The sequence below is a fragment of the Sphingobium terrigena genome (assembly GCF_003591655.1).
Classification (GTDB): Bacteria; Pseudomonadota; Alphaproteobacteria; order Sphingomonadales; family Sphingomonadaceae; genus Sphingobium; species Sphingobium terrigena.
Genome location: NZ_QVRA01000006.1, coordinates 1 through 24406, shown reverse-complemented (window position 1 = coordinate 24406; position 24406 = coordinate 1). Strand labels below are relative to the sequence as shown.

The 24406-nt window shown below is 58.5% G+C and carries 29 protein-coding genes and 1 tRNA gene; 13 read left to right on the top strand and 17 right to left on the bottom strand.

Annotation, left to right across the window (positions count from 1 at the left end):
- Positions 1-75 precede the first annotated feature (75 nt).
- On the bottom strand, positions 76-1902 hold the full coding sequence (gene edd / locus D0Z70_RS08330) for a phosphogluconate dehydratase (protein WP_119745282.1): 1827 nt from the start codon (positions 1900-1902) through the stop codon (positions 76-78).
- Positions 1895-3358 carry a glucose-6-phosphate dehydrogenase gene (zwf, locus tag D0Z70_RS08325; protein ID WP_119745280.1) on the bottom strand — a complete coding sequence of 488 codons (1464 nt, stop codon included), beginning with the start codon at positions 3356-3358 and terminating at the stop codon, positions 1895-1897. Before zwf ends, edd begins: the two co-directional genes overlap by 8 nt.
- Before the next feature lie 380 nt (positions 3359-3738).
- On the opposite strand from zwf, the gene D0Z70_RS08320 reads away from it, so the two are divergent.
- From D0Z70_RS08320 to D0Z70_RS24605, 3 genes are all read left to right on the top strand, one after another.
- Positions 3739-5013 carry a site-specific integrase gene (locus D0Z70_RS08320; RefSeq protein WP_119745278.1) on the top strand — a complete coding sequence of 425 codons (1275 nt, stop codon included), beginning with the start codon at positions 3739-3741 and terminating at the stop codon, positions 5011-5013.
- A 77-nt stretch (positions 5014-5090) separates the two neighbouring features.
- Positions 5091-5175 (top strand) — tRNA-Leu (locus D0Z70_RS08315).
- Between the two features lie 350 nt (positions 5176-5525).
- Positions 5526-6293, top strand: a complete 768-nt coding sequence (locus tag D0Z70_RS24605) for a hypothetical protein (protein WP_147418755.1) — start codon at positions 5526-5528, stop codon at positions 6291-6293.
- Positions 6294-6325: 32 nt separating this feature from the next.
- Here D0Z70_RS24605 and D0Z70_RS08305 read toward each other — a convergent pair whose 3' ends face one another.
- Positions 6326-6604, bottom strand: a complete 279-nt coding sequence (locus tag D0Z70_RS08305; protein ID WP_119745273.1) for a hypothetical protein — start codon at positions 6602-6604, stop codon at positions 6326-6328.
- A gap of 323 nt (positions 6605-6927) precedes the next feature.
- On the opposite strand from D0Z70_RS08305, the gene D0Z70_RS08300 reads away from it, so the two are divergent.
- Positions 6928-7137: a hypothetical protein gene (locus D0Z70_RS08300; RefSeq protein WP_119745271.1), complete on the top strand. Its 210-nt coding sequence runs from the start codon at positions 6928-6930 to the stop codon at positions 7135-7137.
- Entirely contained in the window at positions 7134-7808 is a 675-nt protein-coding gene (locus D0Z70_RS08295; protein WP_119745268.1) for a DNA methyltransferase, read from the top strand. The genes D0Z70_RS08300 and D0Z70_RS08295 overlap by 4 nt, the downstream gene beginning before the upstream one ends.
- A 143-nt stretch (positions 7809-7951) precedes the next feature.
- Here D0Z70_RS08295 and D0Z70_RS24885 read toward each other — a convergent pair whose 3' ends face one another.
- The gene (locus D0Z70_RS24885) at positions 7952-8332 is read right to left on the bottom strand and encodes a hypothetical protein (protein WP_182913898.1); all 381 of its coding nucleotides are present in this window, start codon (positions 8330-8332) and stop codon (positions 7952-7954) included.
- Between D0Z70_RS24885 and D0Z70_RS08290 the strand changes: the two genes are divergently transcribed.
- Positions 8297-8983: a hypothetical protein gene (locus tag D0Z70_RS08290; protein WP_182913897.1), complete on the top strand. Its 687-nt coding sequence runs from the start codon at positions 8297-8299 to the stop codon at positions 8981-8983. The genes D0Z70_RS24885 and D0Z70_RS08290 overlap by 36 nt on opposite strands.
- On the opposite strand, the gene D0Z70_RS24600 is transcribed toward D0Z70_RS08290, so the two are convergent.
- On the bottom strand, positions 8980-9480 hold the full coding sequence (locus D0Z70_RS24600) for a hypothetical protein (RefSeq protein WP_147418754.1): 501 nt from the start codon (positions 9478-9480) through the stop codon (positions 8980-8982). The genes D0Z70_RS08290 and D0Z70_RS24600 overlap by 4 nt on opposite strands.
- Before the next feature lie 193 nt (positions 9481-9673).
- Between D0Z70_RS24600 and D0Z70_RS24595 the strand changes: the two genes are divergently transcribed.
- Both D0Z70_RS24595 and D0Z70_RS08275 read left to right on the top strand, forming a co-directional pair.
- Complete coding sequence (locus D0Z70_RS24595; RefSeq protein ID WP_147418753.1) at positions 9674-10936, top strand: hypothetical protein; 1263 nt, start codon at positions 9674-9676, stop codon at positions 10934-10936.
- A 116-nt stretch (positions 10937-11052) separates the two neighbouring features.
- Positions 11053-11658 carry a tyrosine-type recombinase/integrase gene (locus D0Z70_RS08275; protein ID WP_119745260.1) on the top strand — a complete coding sequence of 202 codons (606 nt, stop codon included), beginning with the start codon at positions 11053-11055 and terminating at the stop codon, positions 11656-11658.
- 86 nt (positions 11659-11744) lie between these two features.
- Here D0Z70_RS08275 and D0Z70_RS08270 read toward each other — a convergent pair whose 3' ends face one another.
- From D0Z70_RS08270 to D0Z70_RS08235, 8 genes are all read right to left on the bottom strand, one after another.
- Positions 11745-12611, bottom strand: coding sequence for a type II secretion system protein (locus tag D0Z70_RS08270; RefSeq protein WP_182913896.1), 867 nt, complete (start codon positions 12609-12611; stop codon positions 11745-11747).
- A gap of 45 nt (positions 12612-12656) precedes the next feature.
- Complete coding sequence (locus tag D0Z70_RS24590; protein WP_147418752.1) at positions 12657-13163, bottom strand: hypothetical protein; 507 nt, start codon at positions 13161-13163, stop codon at positions 12657-12659.
- 2 nt (positions 13164-13165) lie between these two features.
- Positions 13166-14140, bottom strand: a complete 975-nt coding sequence (gene mobQ, locus D0Z70_RS08260) for a MobQ family relaxase (RefSeq protein WP_119745254.1) — start codon at positions 14138-14140, stop codon at positions 13166-13168.
- A gap of 343 nt (positions 14141-14483) precedes the next feature.
- The gene (locus D0Z70_RS08255; RefSeq protein WP_119745252.1) at positions 14484-15020 is read right to left on the bottom strand and encodes a hypothetical protein; all 537 of its coding nucleotides are present in this window, start codon (positions 15018-15020) and stop codon (positions 14484-14486) included.
- A complete protein-coding gene (locus D0Z70_RS08250; protein WP_119745250.1) occupies positions 15017-16627 on the bottom strand; it encodes a type IV secretory system conjugative DNA transfer family protein in 1611 nt (536 codons plus the stop codon). The genes D0Z70_RS08255 and D0Z70_RS08250 overlap by 4 nt, the downstream gene beginning before the upstream one ends.
- A 12-nt stretch (positions 16628-16639) precedes the next feature.
- The gene (locus tag D0Z70_RS08245; protein ID WP_119745248.1) at positions 16640-16834 is read right to left on the bottom strand and encodes a hypothetical protein; all 195 of its coding nucleotides are present in this window, start codon (positions 16832-16834) and stop codon (positions 16640-16642) included.
- 238 nt (positions 16835-17072) lie between these two features.
- Positions 17073-17309: a hypothetical protein gene (locus tag D0Z70_RS08240; RefSeq protein ID WP_119745246.1), complete on the bottom strand. Its 237-nt coding sequence runs from the start codon at positions 17307-17309 to the stop codon at positions 17073-17075.
- Positions 17310-17526: 217 nt separating this feature from the next.
- Entirely contained in the window at positions 17527-17814 is a 288-nt protein-coding gene (locus D0Z70_RS08235; RefSeq protein WP_119745244.1) for a hypothetical protein, read from the bottom strand.
- A 162-nt stretch (positions 17815-17976) separates the two neighbouring features.
- Here D0Z70_RS08235 and D0Z70_RS08230 point away from each other — a divergent pair, with 162 nt between their 5' ends.
- Positions 17977-19206, top strand: coding sequence for a hypothetical protein (locus D0Z70_RS08230; protein ID WP_119745242.1), 1230 nt, complete (start codon positions 17977-17979; stop codon positions 19204-19206).
- 57 nt (positions 19207-19263) lie between these two features.
- On the opposite strand, the gene D0Z70_RS25930 is transcribed toward D0Z70_RS08230, so the two are convergent.
- Genes D0Z70_RS25930 through D0Z70_RS08210 form a run of 4 tightly spaced genes read right to left on the bottom strand, consistent with a single transcriptional unit; the run spans position 19264 to position 21780 of the window.
- Positions 19264-19608 (bottom strand): ubiquitination-like system serine protease family protein, encoded by a 345-nt coding sequence (locus tag D0Z70_RS25930; protein WP_119745240.1) that lies wholly within the window; start codon positions 19606-19608, stop codon positions 19264-19266.
- The gene (locus D0Z70_RS08220; protein WP_220475635.1) at positions 19605-21014 is read right to left on the bottom strand and encodes a ThiF family adenylyltransferase; all 1410 of its coding nucleotides are present in this window, start codon (positions 21012-21014) and stop codon (positions 19605-19607) included. The genes D0Z70_RS25930 and D0Z70_RS08220 overlap by 4 nt, the downstream gene beginning before the upstream one ends.
- Positions 21011-21406: an E2/UBC family protein gene (locus tag D0Z70_RS08215; RefSeq protein ID WP_119745238.1), complete on the bottom strand. Its 396-nt coding sequence runs from the start codon at positions 21404-21406 to the stop codon at positions 21011-21013. Before D0Z70_RS08215 ends, D0Z70_RS08220 begins: the two co-directional genes overlap by 4 nt.
- Before the next feature lie 5 nt (positions 21407-21411).
- The gene (locus D0Z70_RS08210) at positions 21412-21780 is read right to left on the bottom strand and encodes a multiubiquitin domain-containing protein (RefSeq protein WP_119745236.1); all 369 of its coding nucleotides are present in this window, start codon (positions 21778-21780) and stop codon (positions 21412-21414) included.
- 156 nt (positions 21781-21936) lie between these two features.
- On the opposite strand from D0Z70_RS08210, the gene D0Z70_RS08205 reads away from it, so the two are divergent.
- The 4 genes from D0Z70_RS08205 to D0Z70_RS08190 all read left to right on the top strand — a co-directional run bounded on the left by D0Z70_RS08205 (position 21937) and on the right by D0Z70_RS08190 (position 24286).
- Positions 21937-22317, top strand: a complete 381-nt coding sequence (locus D0Z70_RS08205) for a helix-turn-helix domain-containing protein (protein ID WP_119745234.1) — start codon at positions 21937-21939, stop codon at positions 22315-22317.
- Positions 22314-23237 (top strand): ImmA/IrrE family metallo-endopeptidase, encoded by a 924-nt coding sequence (locus D0Z70_RS08200; protein ID WP_119745231.1) that lies wholly within the window; start codon positions 22314-22316, stop codon positions 23235-23237. Before D0Z70_RS08205 ends, D0Z70_RS08200 begins: the two co-directional genes overlap by 4 nt.
- 250 nt (positions 23238-23487) lie before the next feature.
- Positions 23488-24027, top strand: a complete 540-nt coding sequence (locus D0Z70_RS08195) for an antirestriction protein ArdA (protein ID WP_119745229.1) — start codon at positions 23488-23490, stop codon at positions 24025-24027.
- Between the two features lies 1 nt (position 24028).
- On the top strand, positions 24029-24286 hold the full coding sequence (locus D0Z70_RS08190; protein ID WP_182913895.1) for a hypothetical protein: 258 nt from the start codon (positions 24029-24031) through the stop codon (positions 24284-24286).
- The last annotated feature ends 120 nt before the right edge of the window (positions 24287-24406 follow it).

Here is a 24406-nt window from a genome sequence, read left to right as displayed (position 1 = left end):
TCGTCTCCGCCAACGGCTGAAACCGCAAGCTCGGGAGATGGGTCCCCGCTTTCGCGGGGATGATAGAGGTTAGGGTTAAAGCTCGGCTTCCATGGCGGCGAGGATGGGGGAGGCACCCTGTTCGGCCAGGTCGCTATGATGGCGGAACAGGGCAAACAATTCGCGGCCGGTATCATAGGGCGGGGGCGGGGCGGCGGGGATGTCGCGGGCGTCCCAGATTGCGGCATCGACCAGCGCGTCGATGGTGCCGCTCCGGGCGCAGACGCGGACGAGATCGCCGTCGCGCAGCTTGCCGATGGGGCCGCCGCCCAGTGCTTCGGGCGAAAGGTGGATGGCGGCGGGGACTTTGCCGGATGCGCCGGACATGCGGCCATCGGTCACCAAAGCGACCTTGAACCCGCGATCCTGGAGGACGCCGAGTGCGGGGGTCAGCTTGTGCAGTTCGGGCATCCCGTTGGCCTTTGGTCCCTGGAAGCGGACGACGACGACGACGTCGCGTTCCAGTTCGCCCGCCTTGAAGGCGCGCAGGACGTCGTCCTGATCGTGGAACACGGCAGCCGGTGCCTCGATCGTCCAGAGGGCGGGATCGACGGCGCTGACCTTCATGACGCAACGGCCGAGATTGCCCGCGAGCAGCTTCATGCCGCCATCGGCGCTGAACGGGTTGGCGACGGGGCGAAGCATATTGTCGTCGCGTGAGGCGGGGACGTCGCGCCATTGCAGCGCGTCATTTTCCAGCACCGGTTCCTTGCCATAATCGGTGAGGTCGCCGCGCGCGACGGTCATGATGTCGCGGTGGAGCAGGCCGCTGTCGAGCAGTTCGCGGATGATATAGCTCATGCCGCCAGCCGCGTGAAAATGGTTCACGTCGCCGGAGCCATTGGGATAGACGCGGGCGAGCAGCGGCACGGCATCGGAGATTTCGGCGAAATCGGTCCAGTCGATATGGATGCCCGCCGCCCGCGCGATGGCGGGCAGATGGATGGCGTGATTGGTGGAGCCGCCGGTTGCCATGAGGCCGATGATGGCGTTGACGATCGCCTTTTCATCGACGCAGTGGCCGAGTGGACGGTAATCGTCGCCATCCCATCCTATCGACGCCAGCCGGTGGGTGGCGGCGCGGGTCAGTTCCTGGCGCAGCTTCGTGCCGGGGTTGACGAAGGCGGCGGCGGGCATGTGGAGGCCCATCACTTCCATCATCATCTGGTTGGAGTTGGCGGTGCCGTAGAAGGTGCAGGTGCCAGCGCCATGATAGCTGGCGCTTTCGGATTCGAGCAGCTCGTCCTTGCCCACTTTCCCCTCGGCATAAAGCTGGCGGATGCGGACCTTTTCCTTGTTGGCAAGGCCCGATGGCATCGGCCCGGCGGGGATCAGGATGGTGGGCAGATGGCCAAAGCGCAGCGCGCCCATCAGCAGGCCGGGCACGATCTTGTCGCAGATGCCGAGCAGGGCGACGCCTTCAAACATGGCGTGGGACAGGGAGATGGCGGTGGAGAGCGCGATCGTGTCGCGGCTGAAGAGCGAGAGATCCATGCCCGCCTGCCCCTGGGTCACGCCGTCGCACATGGCGGGGACGCCGCCGGCTACCTGGGCGGTGGCACCTACTTCGCGGGCGGCCAGCTTGATCGCTTCTGGGTAGCGGCCATAGGGCTGATGCGCGGACAGCATGTCGTTATAGGCAGTGACGATGCCGATATTCATGGCCGCGCCGGTGCGGATGACCGGCTTATCCTCGCCACTGGCGGCAAAGGCATGGGCGAGGTTGCCGCAGCTCAGCTGATCACGGTTGGTGCCTGCGTCCCGGCCCCGTTCGATAAGGTCGAGATAGTGGCGGCGGCTCTTGGCGCTGCGCGCGACGATGCGCTCCGTCACCTTGGCGATGGTGGGATGCAGGTCAGTCATGCCAGCTGGCTCCGTCACGTTCGATAAGGGCAATGGCCGAGGATGGACCCCAGTTGCCGGAGGAATAGGGGGCGGGCTTCATGTTCGCCTCTTTCCACCCGTCGATGATCGAGTCGATAAACGCCCATTGCGCCTCCACCTCGTCCCGGCGGACGAACAGGGTGGCGTCGCCTGCCAGCAGGTCGAGGATCAGCCGTTCATAGGCGATGCGGCGGCGCTGCCCGGCAAAGGCAGCGGTGAGCGAGACGTCGAGCGCGACCTCCTCCAGATGCACCTGCCGTTCCAGGCCCGGCCGCTTCGACATGATGGTCAGGCGGATATATTCTTCGGGCTGGAGGCGGATGACGAGCGTGTTGGATTCAAGGCCCGATCCATGGCCGTCGCGGCCGAAGATGGAGTGGCGGACCGGCTTGAACTGGATCATGATTTCGGACTGGCGGGCGGGCATCCGCTTGCCGGTGCGCAGGTAGAACGGAACGCCCTGCCAGCGCCAATTGTCGATATGCGCCTTGATCGCGACAAAGGTTTCTGTGGTCGATGGCTGGCCCAGTTCATCGGCATAGCCGGTGACGATCTGCCCGCCGACTGCACCCGGCGTATATTGGCCGCGGACGCTATGCGTCTTGACCGTTTCGGCGGTCATCGGGCGGAGCGAGCGCAGCGCCTTCACCTTCTCATCGCGCACCGATGTCGGGTCCATGCGGGCGGGGGGTTCCATGGCGATGATCGAGAGGATCTGGAGCATATGGTTCTGCACCATGTCGCGCAGCGCGCCGACGCCGTCATAATAAGAGACGCGGCCTTCGAGGCCCACGGTTTCGCCCACCGTGATCTGGACATGGTCGATTCCGGTGGCGTTCCACAACGGCTCGAACATCAGATTGCCAAAGCGCAGCGCCAGCAGGTTCTGGACGGTTTCCTTGCCCAGATAATGGTCGACGCGGAAAATCTGATCCTCGGCGAACAGCGCACCGATGCCGTCATTGACCTGTTTGGAGGAAGCGAGATCCTTGCCGATCGGCTTTTCCATGGCGATCCGGGTTTTGGGCGTGATGAGGCCAGCATCCGCCAGACCTTGCGCGGTCGGTGCAAACAGGGACGGGGGGGTGGAGAGATAGACGGACAGGCCGCGTTCCAGCCGCCCGTCGATCCGGTCTGCGAGCGCCGCGAACTGGGCGGCGTTGCCCGCCTCGACAGGCTGATAACAGATGATCGTGCGGAAGGTGGCGGCAACTTGCGGGTCGTAGCGGTCGGGGCTGAGAAATTGATGCAACGCCGCGTCGACATCATCGCGGAAGGCATCATCGTCCATCTCCGACCGGCCGGAGGCGACAATCAGAAAGTCGTCGGGCAGCAGCCCGTCGGACAGGAGATTGTAGAGCGATGGGAAGATCATGCGCCGCGCAAGATCACCGGTGGCGCCGAATAACAGGAACGTAGCAGACGATTCGGTCAAAGGATGGTCCTTTTCCGTTGAACATATCTATATCTGCACGATGACGCCCTTATAGCGCACGCGGATGATAGCGCAAGGAGGCTATCGTTCCGGCAGCGATGCTGCAACGGCTCTGCTGTGGTGCAGCGAAAATCGGGCGGGCGGGGTTGGATGGCCGCTGATTATCGCCCGGACTGATTTTCGGCTGGACGGGGGGCAAGGATTTTGTCATTTGGCGGCACCCAGGCCGTGCGGGCGTGGTGAAACTGGTAGACGCGCCGGACTCAAAATCGGGTTAGTGCTGAAAAACAAAGCAAAAATAGCAATTAATTCAATGACTTTGACAAAGTTAGCCGCGCCAGTTATCCTTACACATGTCTTACACACTTTGGAGGTGGGACATGCCCGTGGAAACGCACAGTTTAATGGATGGAAAGCTTCATGTTTATCGACGTGAAGGCAGCCGCTTTTGGCAATGCTCCACCTACATGGGCAGCCGCAATCATCGGCAAACGACCAAGGAAGAAAGCTTGGTACTGGCCAAGCAGTTTGCCCATGACTGGTATCTGGAACGCTATGTCGAAGAACGACGCCGCAGGCGCGGCGGAGAATCCCTATTGCTGGACAGGCCTGTCCAGCAACCTGTCGTCGGCACCGACGCGCCGCCTGTAAGGCGGCGAACGCGAACGCCATCTACGCCGACATTCCGTCAGGCGACCGAGGCGTTCCTTGCTGAATATGAAATCATCACGCAGGGCGAACGCAACGTCGATTACGTCGCGCAGAAGTCGGATCATATCCGGGTACATCTTCTGCCATTCTTTGCCGACCGTCCGGTATCCGAAATCACGGCGGGGCTGGTGCAAGAATACCGGGTCCATCGGCAGACCTCTCGCCTTGATCCAAAAACAGGGAAGCCCAAGCGGCCCGCGCGCGCCACGCTTCATGGCGAGATCGTCACGCTGCGGCAGGTGCTAAAGACGGCGAATCGCAAGGGATGGATCACCGCGTTGCCGGATATGTCTGCCCCCTATAAAAGTTCGGGCAAGGTCGAGCATCGCGCGTGGTTTTCGCCGGACGAGTATAAGATGCTCTATGAGGCAACGCGGGAGCGGGCGAAGAATCCGCCCAAGGAGCGTTGGCGCGAAGTCTGCGAGACATTCCACGACTACGTGCTGTTCATGGGCAATACCGGCCTCCGTCCCGATGAGTCTGCCCGGCTGGAACTGCGGGACGTGACCGTCGTGAAAGACGAAGCCACCGGTGAGCGCATTCTTGAGATAGAGGTGCGCGGCAAGCGCGGGGTGGGCTATTGCAAATCCATGCCCGGTGCCGTGTTACCGTTCGAGCGGGTGCGAAAGCGCAAGCAGTTGAAGCCGACCGAACGGATTTTCGGGAAGACTCCCCGCGAATTGATGAATACGGTGCTGGACGAGTTGAACCTCAAGTTCGACCGGGATGGCCATATCCGCACCTGCTACAGCCTGCGCCACACCTATATCTGCCTTCGCCTCTTGGAAAACGCCGACATTTATCAGGTCGCAAAAAATTGCCGGACCAGTGTGGAGATGATCGAAAAGTTCTACGGACGGCACCTGAAAAACAACATCGACGCCGCAGCCATCAACGTCCGGCGAGCAAAGCCTAAGCAAACTGGGCGTCGTAAAGCGAAGTGATTGCTCCCCATTTTCACGGATTTCCGGCGTCATTCTTGTTGCACCTTGCGAAGCAACCGCTATAGGCTTCTCCCGTCGCGGGCGTGGTGAAACTGGTAGACGCGCTGGATTCAAAATCCAGTTCCGCAAGGAGTGTCGGTTCGATTCCGACCGCCCGCACCATCCAATTCTTGCATGATCCTCATAGCCCCCTGCACAGGGGCGAGGTCATGCATCCAGCGGAAAATCGGCAACCACACGGCTTGCTTTTCCGCTGCACGAAATGCCGAAGATACCGCAGGCATGGTGGCCATAAGCGACCCGGACGGGACGCAGCCATCGCCAGATAACATTCACTCACTTGCCGATAGATTCAGATCATGGCATATGCGTCGAAGGCCAAAGACGGTGGCCTTCCGCCTGCTGTAGCAAAGTCGTAACCGACACCGTTATGTTGATCGACCATCCCGTACTTTGACGGCATGGGCCAACGGTAGCAGGCGACGTTATCCCGATGCCGTAGGAGCACGGACATGGCATCGCAGAATCTTTCATTCGACAATATGAAGCGGCGAGCCAAGCAGCTCGCCCGTGAGCAAGGGTGCAAGTTGCACATCGCTCTTGACCTGGTCGCCGCCAAAAGAGGCTTCGCCAACTTCAAGGACGCAGTCCACAAGGCTGCAAATCAGTCCGACCCTATCGTCCCTTCATTTTCCGTTTTGTTGCGGCAATGGTGGCGGAACTCTAAAACAGGCGAAAGCGGTACAGAAGTGCTGACCGTTTCACTTGCTCAGCCAGCAACGCAGTTGCTCAAGCCGCATTACCTGCGTGGCTATTTCGGCGGCTGCGATGTGGCTGACGAAGGAACGATCAATCTTCACATTGGCAGCTATCTGGAAGATAATCCGGAATATGCCCAGCGCCGCCTCCGTAGAGCGGCGCGCGCCCTGCAATTTATGGAAATCACCGGACTACGCCCGTCACGCTCGAATCGTTGCTATCCGCGAAGCGATTATGACAACCGGCCACCCATCGCCGATCACGATCAGCGCTGGTATCATCCTGCCAACAAGAAATTTGTGCTTTCCACGGAGCCATATCCGGGGCGTGCAGATCGCCGAAAAAGCGAGATGGCGGAATGGTGCGCCAAGCATGAGTTTGAATATGCGCAGATCGACAGTCCCAGCATCTATGGCCACGGGACGGAACTCTATCTGGCCTGCAAAGCCGGATCGTCAATCAACTTGCTTCACATGGCGGCAGAACTAGCCGCATCTCCACTTGCCTACGCGGATTCCTAACGAAGCAATCCTGCTATAGCTACGCCGGGGCTTCATCGCCTCCGGTCCAGCGCCGTCACCAACTGCGCCACTGCCGCCATCAGTTGGGCGATGCTGTTGATGGTAAGCAGGATGATGGTGGTCGTCATGGGTTCCTCCCCGGTTGCGCCCCGCGCGGGATTGCGCGTGGACGAGGGCAGAACCGCCGACCGGACCAGCGCCACGGACACAGGCCGCCAGCCGCGCCAGCGGGCCGCTGCTGCACGCAGGAAGCGAGGAGCCTTTTCCGGGGTGCGCGGTCGGCGATACCGCCCGCATCCCACGCCTTTCACGAAGGGGCATGGCCGGAGGCAACCATGACGATCCTGCCCAGCCTTAATGACGCAGTACGCCATGCGGATTGGCGGAGGCGGCAGCAGGCCACGCGCCCCATGGCCGTACCACCAACCTATCGGAGGGCTTCTTGTGGAGGAGCGATGCGGCAGTCCCGCCGCCGGTCAAGGCGCTCCCTTCCGCCCCCGGATCAAGCCCGGGGTTGTGCAGGTTCGCCCCTGTCGGGCGCTGGCGCGACCTTGACCGGACGGCTCGATGGCCTGCCGCGAACGGCTCCCACGAAGCCACCGGGTAGGCCGGGGGCACAACCAAGGAGCCAACCATGACCAACCAATCCACCACCCCCGCCAAACCGACCCATCGTCTTTTCCTCGTCACCGGCAAAGGCAAGAGTGCCAACTGGACGTCCATCGGGGCCGCGTGGCCCAACCGCGACGGCGAGGGCTTTTCGCTCCAGTACGACGCCCTGCCACTCACCGGCCGGATTGTCATGCGCGCGATCACAGAGCGCATCGAGGGAGGCCAGCAATGAGCCAGCATCCCCAACGTACCGATGGCGGGGAGATTCCCCGCCATCGCATCATCACCGGCGATTGCGTCGCAGTCATGCGGGCGATGCCCGATGCGTCGGTGGATTTCATCCTCACCGATCCGCCCTATCTGTGCCGCTACCGCGACCGAACCGGGCGCACGATCGCCAACGACAACAATGCCGATTGGCTGGTCCCAGCCTTCGCGCAGATGTATCGGTTGCTCACACCGAACAGCTACTGCGTGAGCTTCTATGGCTGGGCGAATGCCGACCTGTTCCTCGCTGCGTGGCGCGCGGCAGGTTTCCGGCCCGTGGGCCATATCGTTTTCACCAAACGCTATGCGTCGCATGTCGGGCATCTGCGCGCCCAGCACGAATGCGCCTACCTGCTGACCAAGGGCCGTCCGGTCCATCCCAGCCAGCCGGTGCCGGATGTCATTCCGTTCCCCTATACCGGCAACGTGCTGCACCCCACCCAGAAACCGGTCGAAGCCATGCTGCCGCTGATCGGCAGTCTATGTCCGATGGGTGGCACCGTCCTCGATCCGTTTTGCGGGTCCGGCACAACACTGGAGGCCGCGCGCAGCCTTGGCCGCCATGGCATTGGTATCGAACTGGACACCGCCCATGCCAACACCGCCCGCCGCCGCTTGGCGGGCAATCCCGAATAGCGGCGATAACGGCCCAGGGCATGCGCCTTGGGCCGTTAGGGATATATTAACCAATTTTTAGCGGTTTCGCGTGTATCCTGTGGGCAGGTTCACGCACACGCGAAGCACTATACAGGTAAACTATAGACGCCCAGATCACAGTTTCAGGGCCGGGTCATCCGCCTTCGGATGACCCGCTCGCTAGCGAGCGCCTTGCCATGGTCGGGCAATTGGTGGTCGCGCAATTCGATCTGGAAACGGCCATTGCCGCGTTGATGCGCAGCGGCGGCGACGCCGTCACCGCGCAAACCCAACTCCACAACATCACGCAGTTGCGCCAACAGATCGGCACGGCCAGCCCGACCGCGCTTGCCGCCCTGCGCAACGAGATTGTCGCCGCCGTTGCGCAAAGCCAGAGCGCCGTGCAGGAAGCCCGCACCGCCGCCCACGGCGCGGACGGCGAAGGCGCGGCACTGGCCAGCCGGGCGCAATCGCAGGCAACCGCCTTCATGCGCGACCTGCGCCAGTATGACGGCCTGCTGCAATTCGAGAGCGACGCCGATCGCGATGGCTACCGCCAGCGCGAGGAAGATCGCCGCAAACAGCATGATGCCGGGATCGCCGAGGGCGGGCCGGAAGGCGCGCTCAAAGCCAGCGGCGCGGCCTATGGGCAGGCCGTGGACCTGGCCGTGCATGGCGGCAGCGCCGATCCCGCGCTAATGCGTCGCGTGGACGAACTCGCCGCCAGCACCGCCGCTCTGCGCGCCGGGATGATTCGCGACGGCAAGGACGTATCGAAATTCGATGAGAACATGCGCGACGATCTGCGCGCTATCATGCGCTCCAAGGGCAAATCAGACGCCGAAATCGACGTCCTGCTGGCCGCGCATCCCGATAATCCGATGGATGCCGTGAAAGCCTTTGTACAGCAGGATCGTGCGTCCTTCACTGACAGGGAATTGGATTCCATAAAAGCGAAGGTGGAACGAGGCATTGATAATGCAGCAGCATCCACGGAGCATGTTGTCGAGAGCCGGTTAGCATCGCCTACAAACTCGACTGCAATGGCCGATGTCGTCGCGAAACTTCGCGCTTCTGGCGTCACCGATGCGGGTAAGGTAGCCGACGCCGCTCCCGCCCATGGGGTGACATTGCAAAACGCATCCGCCCCTGCCCCTGGAGTAGCGCACCCCTAACCTATAGGGATCAGTTCTCCGCTAGCCGCACGGGCACCTAACATATGCCCAACCGCCCCGCATAAATCCTTGTCGGCTTCTTTTTGATCCAGGCACCGGTCGGCGATCGGCAGCAATGTGATCATGGCAGGCGCATCGGCTGGCAACGCCTCGCGCTTTATGTAGCCGGTGACAAATCCGGCATCGAACGCGATGGCAGGCGTTGCCTTCCCATCCCGCAAGGCCACATAGCGCAGCGTGCCATCGCGTCCAGCGCGCGTCAGTACCGTCACACACCATTGACCTGCGGAAAGCGTGTCCCACCCCACCGATTTGATCCTCGCACGCATAGCGGGCGCTTGGCCGGCGGCACAGGCCATTCGCCGCTCGGTGACTTCACCACGCGAAAGATCACGAAGCAAAATATCCCTGTCGATTTCCAGCTTGCCAGGGTTTGCGGGAGCGGCCCCACCTAAGCCCAGAAAAGCGATGCCAACGACCCCGACCCAAACGCGCATGATCCGACCCTCCAGAGACTCGGATTTTGCCCGTTTGCAACATTATGGGCAATTTTGTTGCGCCCTGATTCCTTTATAATCAGCTACTTACCTTTAAATCTCCGATCTTCTTGGTTGTGAACACATAAACAAACCCCTTGCAACCATTCTTAGAGGCTCACAAAGTTCGCCATGGTCGAAAGGCGAATGTCAAATGCCATACGAAACAGATGAAAAGCTCAAAGGCTTTCTCGACGCGAATCAACTTCACCGTGAACAATTGTGTGCAGCGATTCTTTCGATAGATGGGCGGTTTCGTAGTGTTACGCCTCAGCATCCGCGTGGCGGTCCAGATGGAGGTACCGACATTGTTGCGACGTTCGAAGGGAGTCAATCTGCTATAGGTGCAGTTGGTTTTCTCAACCAGGCAACTGACAACGCGCAGGACAAGAGAAAAATCAAAAAAAAGCTACTTGATGATATACAACGCGCCGCGTCTCTCAAGAGTGCGAGTGTATTTGTTTTTTTTACGAACGTGAACTTGACGCGAATGGAGCGGGAGCGGTCAATCTCAGCGGCGCATGCCAGCGGCTTTCACGTATGTGAGATATTCGACCGTGAGAGATTGCGACTGGCACTGGATAGCCCGGATGGCCTCGCCATACGATTTCAATATCTTGGAATCGCGCTTTCCGATGCCGAACAAGCAGCCTTTTTTTCTAAGTGGGGTGAAAGAATCAACGACGTCATCGCTGACGGCTTTGGCGAGACCCACCGACTCCTGAAGAGAATTCAATTCCTTCATGAATACAGCCTTCCCATTAAATCGCTTAAAATATCAATAAAGATAAAAGAAGATTGCTCACTTTCAAGTGTTAGACCTATCAGACTATACGCTCGATTATTGTATGAAACCCCCAAAGGTAATTTGGTGGGCCATCAGTTTTCAATGATCGAAGAAACTCCACCCTCAGATTTATCTCAAGGTGGCTCTTTCTGGCTAAGAACTGCAGAATTGTACATGACGCCCGATAATCCATACTACTTAGATCCGGAATGTTATAACAAATATGAATATCACGTAATAAAGCGCGATTCTGGATTCATATTGCATTCAAGATATGCAAAAGATATTAATTTCCACATGCAAATTAGTACTACATCAAAAGGTAATCGTATTTCTTTGAGTGATATTGATCAGTCATTATTATATATATATGCTAACAAATCATTAGCTTTGAATATCTGTAATATCGATTTTTATTCGGATTTATATAAATTTGATGGATTTTCTTCTGATGATTTTAGAAAGATCAATGTTGAAGAGTTTTCCAGTGGTCTCTCCACTTATGAAGACCGCGAAAATAGCGAACGGGGGGCATTGTTGAGAATTGGCCAATGCTTCGCGCCATTCCACTTCGACTTTTCGCGTACTACCCCCATTCGCCTAGGAACTCCCTACTCGACCAAAGAGTAATAATTTTTCAGAGCGCGTCACGCGGGCTTCGCAGCCCCCTCGTGTGTCCCACATGCTAATCATAGCGCGTACTGGAGCACGATCGAAAATTTATTCGCGCAACCCTATTGCCCATAATGTTGCGGGAGTGGGCAGTGCAGGAGAGAAGGCAGACTACGTATAACGAAGGGTCGCTGTTCGACGGCCACGGACAGCGGAAATATTTGACGCAAAGCGAGTCCCGATGCTTACTCGCCTTATCAACCAAGGATGGTCGGCAAACGCGGATGTTTTGCCACCTGCTTTATTATACCGGCTGCCGGTGCAGCGAGGGATTGCAGATCACGCTCCGGCGGCTCGATCCTGAAACCGGCCGCATCATCTTCCGTACCCTGAAACGCCGACACACGGTTTTTCGTGCCGTCCGCGTGCCACGCCCGTTCCTACGCGAGTTGACGGCCTTCGCCGCCTCGCTGGGTTTGGGGCCGGATGACCCGTTATTCCCCTGGTGCAGGCAAACCGCTTGGCGGCGCATCCGCAAACTGATGGATCGCGCCGGGATCGAAGGCCCCCAAGCCACGCCCAAGGGATTTCGGCATGGGTTCGGTTGCCACGGCATCGGTTCTGGTCTGCCGGAATCGTTGGTGGGGCGACTGCTGGGCCACGCCAACCCCAATTCCACCCGCGTCTATACTTTGGTCAGGGACGACGAGGAACGAGCGCTGGCTAGGCGGATGTGGTGAGTCTGCAGAGTTAGGCGTGAAAGCCGATGTGTCTATTAAGGTAAAGATCGCGCTCTATTTGAACGCATTGTCCAGGATTAAATTGATCAGAACGCCTTAGTATAATAGAAGGCGCAGTCTCTGGCAGAATTGTCTAATTTGTAAGATGAGTTCGCGTCTCCCGGAGGTGAAATGCCAGCAGAAGTAGTACAAAACGTATTTGTTCCATTACCTTTTATCGCAATAATCCTGCCATATGCCGGATTCCCATCATCCATTTTGGTGTCAACATTCCATAGTTCTTCCGGTTTTAATGCAAAACTACCCGACGCCGTCCATGATGCTGAGAGCGTATTGAACCAAAACTCACCTCTACCGTAGTCGCCAGCATATCGTGTCGTGCTGCCCGCACTGTAGGTACTGCTTGCATCACAGCAGACTGCGCCAAATCCGATTTCGGCATAAAAGTAGGTGCTGGGTATTTTTCCTGCAGGAACATTAACTCCCGGCAACCTATCGGTATTTGCAGTGCCTGCGATGTAGCCCGTATATTGTCCCTCGATCAGTCCTGCATTGGCGAGATGCTGCCAGAACCTTACCATCTCTGCATGGCTGGATGTTGTTAAAGGACCGACATTGGAGGCGGGGAAAAGACTACCGTTACCATTGCCGTTGCATGTCGCCGTACCAGCGGTTGCTGCTAAAAGCTGGCAACCCGAATCGGCACCGTTGCTGCCAAGGCTTCCCCAGAAGGAAGTCGCGTTTGCCATGTCGCCCGGAATCGCAAAATATTTATCTCTGAAGACTAATGTCGCTGCTAAGTATTTGTTTAAATCAGTATTCAAGCTCCTCAGTTCACTTGCACGAATAAGGCTCTGTCCCGCCAGAATGCCACCTGTCAGTAGACCAAGGATGACCAGAACAATCGAGAGTTCAATGAGGGAAAAGGCACACTGCGATGTTTTTTGCTGCACTGCGAATAATATTACAAATTCATTTCTTCATTTGCAACTAAATAATCAGCCGGGGATATCCCGTGAGTTCATCCGCCGTATGGCCGTGACTATCGGCCTCTCCGGGCGCTGCGGCCACACTGCTGGCGCATATTCCACCACGGCCAGCGCGCTGCCTTCCTTGATCCGCCGCGCCAGCACGTCGAGACCGCACCCTTCGATCACAAATTGCCGCGTTCCGAAATCAAGGCTGACCATCCGGTCGCCAGTATATTCCACCGCTTGCAACATGAAATAGGGCATCCCGCAGCCAGACCAGAAACCGGCCTTGGCTTCGTACCAGCGCAAACCGAGCATTGTGGATGGCCGAGAGCGGCCCCGCTGCAATATCCACGGGTGATATAGTTTGGGATCGATCTGGGCCTCGTCGCCCGTCGGCCCGTCATCCAACATCTGCGGCATCGACGCTGGCTCACCGGGCGGTGTTGGTCCGTTGCTACGCGGCTGGTCGAATAGTGACCGCCAGTTGCCGCCCAACCGGCGGTCTGGCTCCCAAGGGGTGTTCTCGGTCATAGTCAGCGCTCCATGTCGAAGGTGGTGTTTCGCGGCGGCTCGCGCTCCGGCCCGTTGCGGGTCGGGGCAAGGCGATCCAGTTGCCGGTCGAACCAGTCATAGAAGCGCTGGAAGTTGCGGGCGGCGTCACCCGCCCGCGTCGGCGCTTCCTCCAGCCGCGAGAATGCGGCTTTCGCGCGTCTCTCTACCGCTTGATAATGTTTGGCCATCTGGAACTGGCCGAACCGCTCTTTCAGCGACCCACGCAAATCCTTAAGGTAATAGGCCAGCCGTAGAGCTGGCTCCGGCATCCGGGCCAGCCCGCGCTCCAACAGACTGCGCCGGTCGATACGCTGATCCGACCCGACCCGCGCCAGCGCGACGTTGGCCGTGTTCTCCCAGTCCTCCCGGCAGCGCTCGTAATATTCCGCCGAGTTCCAGCTTTGGGCATTGCTCTCGACCATGACCGGCCTGCCGTCGTCATGGGTGCGCCCCTGCGGACATGGCACCCAATCGTGGCGCACCTTCTGGCCCCAGCCGCCCGGCTCGACTGCCGGTCGCATAGTGAGCATCACATGGGCATGGGGTTGTTCCAGCCCGTCGCTGGCGACCTTGTTGTGCCAGGCGACATCGGCAATCATGCCCTTGGACACGAAGTTGCGTAGGACGTAATCCCGCACCAACGTGACGCGCTGGTCGGCCGGAATTTCCCTTGGCAGGGTTAGGCGCAGTTCGCGGGCAGTTTGGCTGTCCTTGCGTTTTTCCCCGAATTCGACCGCGTTCCATAAGGTCTGCCGGTCGATGCCCTGTACCCATGCCGGGGCATCCTTAGGCAGGAGGATTTCGCTATGCTCGACCCCGCCACGGTTGCGGTAGTCGTGGATCAGGTCCTGCCGTTCATCGTGCAGCTTCTCGCCCGCCCGGTAGGCGGCGGCGGCGACCGAACTGCGCCCGGCGCTGCGCTTGATGACCTGCATCCGCATGGAGAAGATCGCCATCTACCTGTCCCCCGTCGTCATCTCTCCCCGTTCCCCGAAGTCAGTAAAAAGGCCTAAGTGTGCACAGATACGTTGCCCGCTAAAGTTGCGAACAACGTGCACCCCTGCGGGAGGCCTTTTGCAGGATATTATGGGGGAAAAGGTGGTTAACGATTTCCTAAAATGCCGTGGAAACTGACTGTTTCCAGCGCGCATGGGGGCGGTGGCGACGGTCGCCTTGCGGGTGGCTGGACAGCGACCAAACCACCCGCAAAGGGCAATCGACGGTTGCATGGCGGCGACGCCACCATGGTTCCTGCGGAAGCCGATTGCCCCATGGGCGACCATGATGCGGGCGGCCATATCAGCGTCCGCCCAGCACGACCCAGCAATGGGCTGGGAGGGCGGCGTAAGCCTGTTGCAGGGTTGGCACCGGCAACAGCGGGCTGCGTATGCAGACCGTCACGAACGCTGCCTTGGCGGCGCGACGTCTCCGCAGCCGTCGCCACAGGCTGCGACCGGCGAAGATGGCGCAAGCGCCGATTATGCCCACGACTGACAGGCCAAGGGCTGTCTGCGTGTCCGTCCGGTCGAGGGTGGCAACAAGGTAAAGCGACACCATGATGATGCCGACAATGCCAGTGATCGGCTTCGCGATCTTGCGCTGTTGTGGCGTTTGCCCCGCCATGGCATTCCATGCGCGCTTCCATGTCAGGTAGGCGTCGCGCTGTTCATGAGCGCGCATGACCCATGTGACGAGCAGCGTTGCCGTGATCGCCATGGGCCACATCTCATCGCCCTGCGTCAGGAGCATGTAGCCCGACCACAGGAAGAACCCGACCGTGGGCAGCACGACTGGCGGCGAGCCGATGATGCGGGTTTTGAGGGATGGCTGTTTCATTGACGGAATTCCAACAGAAGGGCGTTGCCGCCACTGGCCGGAAAGATGCGCCCGGCCTGATACCAGACGGCGGAGACGATATTGCCATTGGGCGGGCCACCGGTTTTGAGCATCCGGCTGAACTGGCCTGGTTCGATAAGCCAGTCGCTGACTTCGCTGCCGCCCCAGCTCTGGCCACGGTTGCTGCCGTTGCTGCGGTTGCGCCCCCATTGGTCGCCACCACCGCGCGACGACCCGCTGCTCCAGTTACTGCCACCGCCATGGCTGCTGCCGCCTGCGCCGCTATTATGGCTGCTGCTGCCACCGCTGCTGCTGTTTGTGCCCCAGCTGCTATTTTCACCCATGTTGAACCCGAACTGGCTACTGGTGCCTTGCGAGCGACTTTCATTGCGTCGCCATTGGATACCCTTGCCGATGATCCGAGCTGCCCAATCCGCCGTCTCGCTGCATCCACCAGGATTGTGGAATACCTTGGTGCCGAAATTACCCAGCAAATGATGGGTGCGGTCATGGGCATTCTCGCCGCCGATTTTCGCATAGAAGGTCGGCAAGCTCTGCGACAAAAATACGGTGCAGATGCGCGATCCCCGGCAGGTTGAGAGGAACTCCGCATCATAGCTGTTGACGAAATACTGCGCCTCATCCGCCCACAGGAAGGTAGGGCGTTGCCGGTGCGGCGGCTCCAGCGCATTGCGCGCCAGCATCGCCCGCTGCCACAGATATTTGACAATCTGCTGAGCAATGATGCCGTCCTCATTCTTCGTGAGGGCGGGCATATTGAGCAACAGGATGACGCCGTGCGCGCAGAGTTCCGGCACGATATCCGTAGTCGTGCAGAACATCTGTTCCAGCCAACCGTGATTGAACCGGTCAAGCGCTGTCGTCAGTGAAAGCTGCACGGAGGCGCGGGTCTTGGGGTCCAGCTTCGCATAGTCATTTTGCCAATAGCTGGTGGCGCGCTCTCCGGCCTGATCGTCAAATCCAACGATCGGCCCGGTGCGCAGCCGTTCTGCTGCCAACAGGAACACATGGAAGAAATAGCTCTGCTTTTGCCATTCAGGATCGGCCATCTCGCTGGGGCTAGAGGGCGCACTACGCACGAAACGCAGCAGGTCAGAGATTCTGACCGTGCCGGTTGCCGCGAACAGGATAGGAATAGAGTTGCGCAATATCTGGCGGAGCGTGTCGTCCCAGAAGTGTTCGCCCGCCCGGCCCGGCGACGGGCTAGCGTTGCGCGCGATTTCCAGCACGCGCATTAGCAGTTCCACCACCGAGTTCAGGCCATCGCCGCCCTGTCGGGCCAGCTCATAGGCCATCATGTTGAGATGGATATTGGTGCCGTCGCATTCGATGAGCGAGCCGCTACGGTCAAACTTGGCACAATAGCCGCGCCAAAGCTCGGCTTCTTCGGGCTTGGCGCACAGCACCAGCCCGCCCATGCCCGCCTTGAGGAAAGCGGCGGCCATGGTCGCACCGCTGCCCGAAGTCTTGCCGCTGCCGACGCCGCCGAGGATCAACGTGCCTTGGCAGGCGTCGCGGACAGTGTAGGCGCTATCGCTATCGAGATTGAACAAAGGGGTATCGAGGTCACCGGCGCGCATGGCCATGACTGCCTCCTTCTAGCGGTCGATGCCGCGTTCCATGGTGGGATCATCAGGTGTGGAGGATCTGGGCTGGTCGTCGCGCGACCAACCCAGATCGCCCCGGCTCCACGGTTCGGGCGACCGACGTGAGAACCAGCCTTCATCAATGAGCTTGGCTCTCACATCATCGACAGTCGCACCGAAGGCTTCCGCAAACCAATCGCGGCTCATCCGTAGGTGAAGCCGCAATGATTGCATTTGCAGGGTGGGCGCAGCCAATTGGCTGCGCTTATTCCAGCCCATAACGTCAGTCGGCTTAGCAGGTCTTTCAGCCAGTTGGGCTGGCGTTCAGCAATGACGCCGTTGGCAATTGTGGCGATGGGCATGTTCGGAAAGGCGTTGGACGCGCAGTCCGTGCTGCCGCAACGAGGACATCCTACAGTCATGGGTTTTCTCCTGATAGGTGGGGTCAGCGGAATTCGTGGCCGCATTTGGTGCATTGCTTGAGGCCGCCGCCCGGTATGCGCTTGTAGATTTCGCGGCCCAGCTTGATGCTCAGATGGGCAAGCTGCATGTGCGGATGCGCGTGGTGGCGCATATTCTCGAACCGTAGCGCGCCGCCGACGCCATTATTGAGCGCGTCGATGCCATCGGGTTCGATGGACTTGGCGGCACCGCCGCATTCGGGGCATTTGGGCATGAACATGATGTATTCTCCTGATCGCAGGACGCAGTTGCCCGCTCGGCAAATTGCGCCGGTGAAAATGATGCTCGAATGATAGGATTGGGCGGCGTTGCCGCTGGTGAGGCATCGCCTCGATCGTCAGATGCTTGTTGCTTATCTGGGGGCCGTTCTCCTTGCCGTTGACCTGTTGCCCATAAACAGGAACGGCATGGAACAGCCTAGACCACCGATGGAACAGCTACCGTAGGCGTGGGCGCGGCGCGGTGCTGAGCGCCGTGTCCAGCGCCTCCAGCAGAGCTGCGTCACTGTCGAGTTGCAGCTTGCCGCCCTCGCCACAGCCCAAGGCGTCTTTCATCTTGCGAAACCGCTCATAGCGATCAGCGCCGCCGGGCGTGGACGGGAAGGACAGCTCGCCGGTTTCGGTGTCGTACTCGGCATCAAACTCCCAGAGCTCGAGACCGTGGCGCTGGGCCAGTTCGTTGACCTTCATCAACACGGCTATTTCAAAATGTCCGATTTTGCTCATTGCTATACCTAAAGGTCACGCGCCATGCGCCCGCGCAATCAGGGGACAAACATGGCGGCGTTGGAGGGACTATAATTTCGTGAGATGTGGCGGCACTGCTGCAATCAGGTTGGCTTGCCTTGCACCGCCGTTCATCCGATGCTGCGGCGGAACGGGGGAACCATGGCAAAGCAACCCAAACCAACACCGGGCCTGGAATTAGGTGTACTGCTCCAGCGCCATTTCGATCATCCGCCTGTGCCGCCGCCCGGCGACAAACGCACCCGTCCGCAATGGACGCCAGAGACATTTGGCCGTGCCTGCGGCCTGACCGCGCGCATTGTACGCATGTGGTTGAAGGGTGAGCGGATACCGAGCGACATCGCCACCATCGAGCGGCTGCTATTTGGGAACGACCCGGAGCAGTTCAAGGCTGAGATTGCCGAACTGCGCGATGTGGTAACGCGCTGCCGCTATCGGCGCGACGAGAAAACACCCCTGCCGGAGAGCCGTTCCGCGCTGGTCGCGCCCGTGATCTACAGCGATCCCACCGCCGACTTCGCCGTGCTGACCTACCGCGATATCGACGCCCTGCCGGTCGATCCCGACTGGCGGTTTGACGAAGTGCATTATGGCGAAGGCGTGCAGAAAATTGCCGCACCGGGCAAGAGCCTGTTCTGGCTGCCTTCCGCCGAATTGATGACCGATGCCCATGGTGAGCGGCGGTCGTTGACGGACTTCTTTCCTGCCAACCAGGATGGCTTGGAAGCGTTGGCATCAGAGCACCAAATCTACTTTCCCCGCCGCATCGTCGTGCATGGCGTCAAGCGCCGCGATGCCGTGGTCCGTCTTTATGCCTGCACCGACCAGCCCTACCACAATGATGATTGTGGCGATGAACCTGAGCAATTCGAGTGCGAGGCGCTGCTGGGTGTTGGCGGCATTGCCGCATTCGTCAACCGCGACGGATCATTGCGCGCGCGCTCCGCTGGCGAGATGGGCAATGGCCTTGGCTGCGTCGTCGCCATGGTCGCTGTTGCCTATGTCCACCGTCGACCGCGCTACCGCACGCCTTATTGCCTGATGATCCGCAAGGGCATACGCTATCCCGACGACGTATGGCTCAATCCCGCCACTGCGAAGCCGGTATGGTCTGGCCCTGATCCACTCACGTCGCGATTCCTGTTCCAATCACGCGAAGCCAAAGGCGGCAGCACCGATATGTTCGCTGCCAATTTCAACGGCTCCCGCCTATTCAACCTCAATGAAGGCGACGATACCGCTTGGGACGGATTTACCGATGAGAACGGGCGCGATCTTGTGACATGGGTAGGCAATCGTATCACCATGGCGTCGCTTGTGGACGGAAATGGATTTTCCAGTCACATTACAAGAGAAGACAAAACCCCATAATTCGAGACTGCATCTCGAATTATGGGGTTTACATTACTATTGGAGTCGCAGGGATCGTCATTCGCACCAGATGACTTGGCCCCGCCGGAACCAAAAATGGGAACCGCAATCCTTTTTTCGCCATACTGAGGGATGGAGTGTTGCCGTTCCATCTGGATGTTGCGTGAGTTGCCAGCACGGCCGATCATCCGGCAGAAGATTCATATGCAATATACGCTTGCACCCGCACGGACAGAGCATCGCCGCCTGTTCTAGAAAGCCATCGTCTTCGACGACGTAAAGTGTGTTGGCAACGAGTTGTGCCGGAAGCGCCTCATTGACGATGACTGTTCGATATGGCTTTGCTTTCCGTCCGACAAAAAGTCGGAGGAGCCAGTGCCAGGCTGTCTGAAACCACTTCATGGTTTTTGCTTCTCAGAGAGTTCGATGAGCCGCAGCAAGGGACGCATATCGCCCTTGCCGACGTGCGGTCCAAGCATTTCACACGGTTCGTTATGGCGCTCGTACATCAGTTCCATGCTCGCCAAGCTAAACGTGACCGCTCCATATTCACCATTCGATTCCTCTCTGAAAGGATGGAGCCTGGCAAGTAATTCGTTCACTGCAAGCGATGCCGCATACATGTTCACGCTGATGACGGCAGGGCGGTGGCCTTGGACCCCTGCAATGTAGCCGTCCTTCGTTTGCTGCGCATGGGCAGCCGGATCGGTGCGACGTAATCCAGCATCCGCGACCTGCTTCATCGTGAAAAGGCCACGCATCATAAGGCTCGACTTTCCGGGCAGCAAATAGTGAATCGTGCCGCACACTTCCCGTATCTTGCCCTTGTTCGCCCCTTCGCGTACCGCATCAAGACGCACGCCAATGTCAAAATAGGGTTGAAGGTAGAAAGTCGCGAGCGTGTTCAACAGGTAACGCCCGTCGATGGTATCCATGCATCCGAACACGACATCGCATTGCGCAACCTCGCGGACGACGTGAGGCGACCAGAGATTGCCGGTAACGCGGATAACCCGCGTGCCAAGTCCAGCGCGATCGATAGCATCGCCAATCACATCAGGTTTTGGGCGTTTCTTCGCTGCATCATCCATTGTTGAATTGAGAATGCGGTTAACGTTACGATCTTCGATATGGTCGTCATCAACCAACACAATTTCGCCTACACCCAAACGGAAAAGTTGCTCGATGACAGGGCTACCGGTTCCCGAACAGCCGACCACGGCAACCGACAAGCGGCGCAGCCGTTCAATAGTGCCGTCGTCAAAAATCTGCGCGTGCGACGCGGCGAAGCTCGGAACGGATTTATCGCCGCCTGCCGGATACCAAAAACGCAAATCATCGCCGACGACATTGATGCATTCAATGGGTATCAACCCATCTGGGGTCAGGACACGCCCGAATACCTCACCAGAGGGCAGCATGACAGCACTCCCGTGAGGGGCACCAATTTCGGTTGAGTCGCGAACCATAGGTAACAGCAAGCCGTCGCTCTGGTCGTCTATTGCGGAAAATGCCGGATAGCCGTTGGGATGGCTATGGATCTTGATGAAGCTCAGCCCTTCAGCCTCCGCACGGGCGAGACTATCTTCGATGACATCCGTTTGCCACGTCACGCTCACCGCTGTTCGCTCACATTGCGCGTGCGGAATTTCGTTGATGTATCGCACCAACAGGCGATGCCGCCGATTACCGCGCCGATGAGCGCAAAGAAGGACAGCAACCGCTTCTTTTCCGTCGCCGGGAAACAGATGAGTGTTCAGGCGGCGATGCTGATCGTCTGTCATGCTCAATGTGATCGACGGCTTCATTTCTCAAACTCCCGCTGCAACCAGTCCTCGATCAGCACGATGTGTGTTCCAAGGCTGTCAATAGTGGGCCTCCAGGGATTCTGCGCCGTGCGGTGGCGCGACCACCGCTGGTAAGAAATGCCCGCGACTTGCTGCACGACTTGTGTTGCCCCAATACGGCGGCCGTCAGTGCGGGCTAACGCCGGATGAAAATAGACCATATCTAACGGCGTGTTGGGATAGCCCGTTTCCAATCGGATGGCCGCGATGACGGTCTTGTGATTATAGCCTTCATGCGTGGGGAAGTCGTGGATGAGAACCCATTGGGATCCATCCACGACTGTTTCCCAAGGCAGGCCGTAATCGTTGAGGAGTTGCTCATCTTCGGGCAACAAATCGAACTGCCGACGCATAGCCCTTAGCCCTCGGTCTGATCGCGCGGCAGCGCCTTGAATTTCTCGATACCAGCTTGGCGTAGATCGACCTTCTCGTCGAGATCGACTTTTCGTGGACGCTGCCCAGCAACCTTCACGCGCAGCGTGTAGTCTTTCGGCGGCGTCAAACCGGCAAGTTCGAGAACCTCGCGCCCGGTGATGTCGCGATCATGGACGACGAACGGGTCGCCATTCACCTTGATCTTGTATCCCCTGCAATGGGGCGGCGCTTCGCCACGACGGGCGTAATCCTCTAAGTCCGCAATTTCGTCCAAGATTTCTTCGCGGATCGCCTCGGTCACCTCATCAGTCGAGGTATCCACCACTTCTTCTTTATCCATCATGATCTCCATACGCTGGTGAGTTATTGCAGGTGCTACTGCCTACTCGCTTAGAATACGCAGCGTGCTAAGTTCGTCAAGCGTAATTTAGCGCGCTTGACGTTTTTAGCAAAAAGTCTATGATTTTCTGCGGCGAATACCGCCTTCAACCCATAGCTAGGAGGACCGATGAGCGATGAAATTGATGTGGGGCGAAAAGGCGAGGCGTTGGGAATTTATCTCAAGAGCCTCAGATCAGGGACAGGCTTAACCCTTCGAGAAGTCGAGGATGCCACAGGAAAGGACGTGTCTAATGCTTACTTAAGTCAGTTAGAAAACGGACATATAGCTAAGCCATCTCCTAACGTTCTGCATTCATTAGCCAGCGTTTATAAAGTGCCTTATGCGAAGTTGATGGAACGGGCTGGTTATATTTCTCCGAATGCCAGAAGCTCCAATGCAGCAAAACATGGGCGGGCGGCAACTTTCTCTATTGAAAATCTTACTCTGGATGAAGAAAAAGAGTTACTTCAATATCTTTCATTCGTCCGACAGAAAGCAAAATCTTGATCAAGCCAGATGATAGCCGCCTGACACCGGCTCAGTATGCAAAGGTAAGATCCGAAGCCGAGCGCGCGCTGTCATTGGCAGGCGCGCTTGGTCGTTTTCCGACACCGATTGATGACATCATGGCCGCTGCGAATGTCCGGGAAGTGAAGGAGGATGTTCTCAACGAAAGCTTTATTCTCAAACTTCGTAGGCAGGCCAGCGGCGCGCTAAAATCGGCGCTCAGCAAGGTGATAGGCCTGTTCGATGCGAAGGCGAGGCTAGTTTTCATCGATCGCACGCTGCATATCGTAAAGCAGACATTTGTGAGGCTGCACGAAACAGGTCACGCTTTCATGGCGTGGCAGCGCGATCTCTATGCGGTGGTTGAAGATTGTGACCAAACCATCGAACCGGCAACAGCCGATCTTTTTGATCGCGAAGCAAACGTCTTTGCGTCAGAAGTGGTTTTCCAACTCGATGGATTCACGAACGAGGCGGAGGAAAAAGACTTTAGCATTTTGGTGCCGGTCAAACTCAGCGGCAAATATGGTGCATCCATTTATTCGTCGGTGCGCCGGTACGTTTCGCATAACTGGCGGGCCTGCACCGTTGTCGTACTTAATCCCCCCAAGCTCATCCCCGGTGACGGATTCCAAGCGTCCCTTCGGCGGCATTGCTCATCGCCACGTTTTATCGAGATATTCGGCGAAATCAATTGGCCGCTGGTTTTTACGCCTGATCATCCCATCGGTGCGATGGTGCCAGTTAATAGGCGAAAGATGTCTGGCAAGCGGACAATCTCACTGAAAGATCGAAACGGTGACACCCACGAATGCGTCGCTGAGGCATTCACGCAAACCTATCAGGTTTTTGTTCTTATTCATGCAGTTAGTACCTTGACCAGCACCTCCATCATTATGCCGGGTGTTAGCAAGACGTAACGTTGCCTTCGGCCCGCGCTCTACTCGCTGACGCTCCCGGAACCGCTATGCGTTTCCGCCTTCGGTTGCGATCACTAACGCGGCTTAGGGCCAGCCCTCGGCGCACTTCGGATCGGTTTTCGCCCAGCTTCCTCCACTATGTTTCGTGCAGCCGGTTCCCCGCAAAACCGCCCCTCCGTTTGCACACCCGTCCTCGCCGGAAGGCAGGGTTTCAGATCGGACCTGAAACCCAAGCCAAACGGAGGAAAACATGGGAGCAACCATCACCGCCAGCCAGACCGAACAACCTCGTATCTATGTCGCCTGCCTTGCTGCGTATAACAATGGCATCTTGCATGGGGCGTGGATCGACGCCGCGCAGGAGGCATGGGCGCTATGGGATGAGGTGGCAACGATCCTAGCCGCATCGCCCATCGCCGGGGCCGAGGAATGGGCCATCCATGACTATGAAGGGTTCGGCGGGGTTCGTGTCGCCGAATATGCTGGCCTAGATAGGGTTGCCGCATTGGCCAGTTTCATCGCCGAGCATGGTGTGCTGGGCGCAGCGCTGCTCGACCATTGCGACGGCGACCTTGAGGAAGCCCGCCAGGCGTTGAAGGACCGCCACATTGGCACCTACGCCAGCCTTGCCGATTATGTGCAGGAGTTGACGGAGGAAACCACCGCCATCCCGCAATCGCTGCGCTACTACATCGACTATCAGGCCATGGCCCGCGACGCCGAGATCAGCGGCGATCTTTTCACCGTGCAGACCGCATGGGATGCTGTGCATGTGTTCGCGGGGTGCTGACATGGAACCGCAAACCTACCGTTTCGCGTGGCAGGGCATCGGGATCGAGGCGACCTATACACCGTTGCGCTGGGGCGTGATCGATCATCTGGAAATCCGCAGCGTGGAACCGCGAGGCGCGCCGCTGTCGATCAGCAGCACCGGCTACCGTTCGCATTTTCATCAGCCCGGCACCATCGAAGCCCACGGCGGCGACGTGGTAGCGCAAATCGTTTCATGGTTGGATGACGAGGCGGGCAAGCCGGATTGGCTGGAGTGATCTGCCCCCCGCTGAGTGGCCCAGAGACTGTGATAGTCTGGACCACGAAAGGGATGACGAATGCCGAGCAAGAAACACAAGCCGGAAGAGATTATCGGCAAGCTGCGTGAAGTTGAGATC

Excerpts from the sequence above, each read along its gene's own strand:
- D0Z70_RS08190 (WP_182913895.1), top strand. The coding sequence starts at position 24,029 with ATGGAACCGCAAACCTACCGTTTCGCGTGGCAGGGCATCGGGATCGAG.
- D0Z70_RS08300 (WP_119745271.1), top strand. The coding sequence starts at position 6,928 with ATGACCAACCAATCCACCACCCCCGCCAAACCGACCCATCGTCTTTTC.
- D0Z70_RS24605 (WP_147418755.1), top strand. The coding sequence starts at position 5,526 with ATGGCATCGCAGAATCTTTCATTCGACAATATGAAGCGGCGAGCCAAG.
- mobQ (WP_119745254.1), bottom strand. The coding sequence starts at position 14,140 with ATGGCGATCTTCTCCATGCGGATGCAGGTCATCAAGCGCAGCGCCGGG.
- D0Z70_RS08240 (WP_119745246.1), bottom strand. The coding sequence starts at position 17,309 with ATGTTCATGCCCAAATGCCCCGAATGCGGCGGTGCCGCCAAGTCCATC.
- D0Z70_RS08245 (WP_119745248.1), bottom strand. The coding sequence starts at position 16,834 with ATGAGCCGCGATTGGTTTGCGGAAGCCTTCGGTGCGACTGTCGATGAT.
- D0Z70_RS08320 (WP_119745278.1), top strand. The coding sequence starts at position 3,739 with ATGCCCGTGGAAACGCACAGTTTAATGGATGGAAAGCTTCATGTTTAT.
- D0Z70_RS08290 (WP_182913897.1), top strand. The coding sequence starts at position 8,297 with ATGCGCGACCTGCGCCAGTATGACGGCCTGCTGCAATTCGAGAGCGAC.
- D0Z70_RS08230 (WP_119745242.1), top strand. The coding sequence starts at position 17,977 with ATGGCAAAGCAACCCAAACCAACACCGGGCCTGGAATTAGGTGTACTG.
- D0Z70_RS08250 (WP_119745250.1), bottom strand. The coding sequence starts at position 16,627 with ATGGCCATGCGCGCCGGTGACCTCGATACCCCTTTGTTCAATCTCGAT.
- D0Z70_RS08235 (WP_119745244.1), bottom strand. The coding sequence starts at position 17,814 with ATGAGCAAAATCGGACATTTTGAAATAGCCGTGTTGATGAAGGTCAAC.
- D0Z70_RS25930 (WP_119745240.1), bottom strand. The coding sequence starts at position 19,608 with ATGAAGTGGTTTCAGACAGCCTGGCACTGGCTCCTCCGACTTTTTGTC.
- D0Z70_RS08210 (WP_119745236.1), bottom strand. The coding sequence starts at position 21,780 with ATGGAGATCATGATGGATAAAGAAGAAGTGGTGGATACCTCGACTGAT.
- D0Z70_RS08215 (WP_119745238.1), bottom strand. The coding sequence starts at position 21,406 with ATGCGTCGGCAGTTCGATTTGTTGCCCGAAGATGAGCAACTCCTCAAC.
- D0Z70_RS24600 (WP_147418754.1), bottom strand. The coding sequence starts at position 9,480 with ATGCGCGTTTGGGTCGGGGTCGTTGGCATCGCTTTTCTGGGCTTAGGT.
- D0Z70_RS08220 (WP_220475635.1), bottom strand. The coding sequence starts at position 21,014 with ATGAAGCCGTCGATCACATTGAGCATGACAGACGATCAGCATCGCCGC.
- D0Z70_RS08205 (WP_119745234.1), top strand. The coding sequence starts at position 21,937 with ATGAGCGATGAAATTGATGTGGGGCGAAAAGGCGAGGCGTTGGGAATT.
- edd (WP_119745282.1), bottom strand. The coding sequence starts at position 1,902 with ATGACTGACCTGCATCCCACCATCGCCAAGGTGACGGAGCGCATCGTC.
- D0Z70_RS08295 (WP_119745268.1), top strand. The coding sequence starts at position 7,134 with ATGAGCCAGCATCCCCAACGTACCGATGGCGGGGAGATTCCCCGCCAT.
- D0Z70_RS24590 (WP_147418752.1), bottom strand. The coding sequence starts at position 13,163 with ATGACCGAGAACACCCCTTGGGAGCCAGACCGCCGGTTGGGCGGCAAC.
- D0Z70_RS08275 (WP_119745260.1), top strand. The coding sequence starts at position 11,053 with ATGTTGCGGGAGTGGGCAGTGCAGGAGAGAAGGCAGACTACGTATAAC.
- D0Z70_RS08195 (WP_119745229.1), top strand. The coding sequence starts at position 23,488 with ATGGGAGCAACCATCACCGCCAGCCAGACCGAACAACCTCGTATCTAT.
- D0Z70_RS08255 (WP_119745252.1), bottom strand. The coding sequence starts at position 15,020 with ATGAAACAGCCATCCCTCAAAACCCGCATCATCGGCTCGCCGCCAGTC.
- D0Z70_RS24595 (WP_147418753.1), top strand. The coding sequence starts at position 9,674 with ATGCCATACGAAACAGATGAAAAGCTCAAAGGCTTTCTCGACGCGAAT.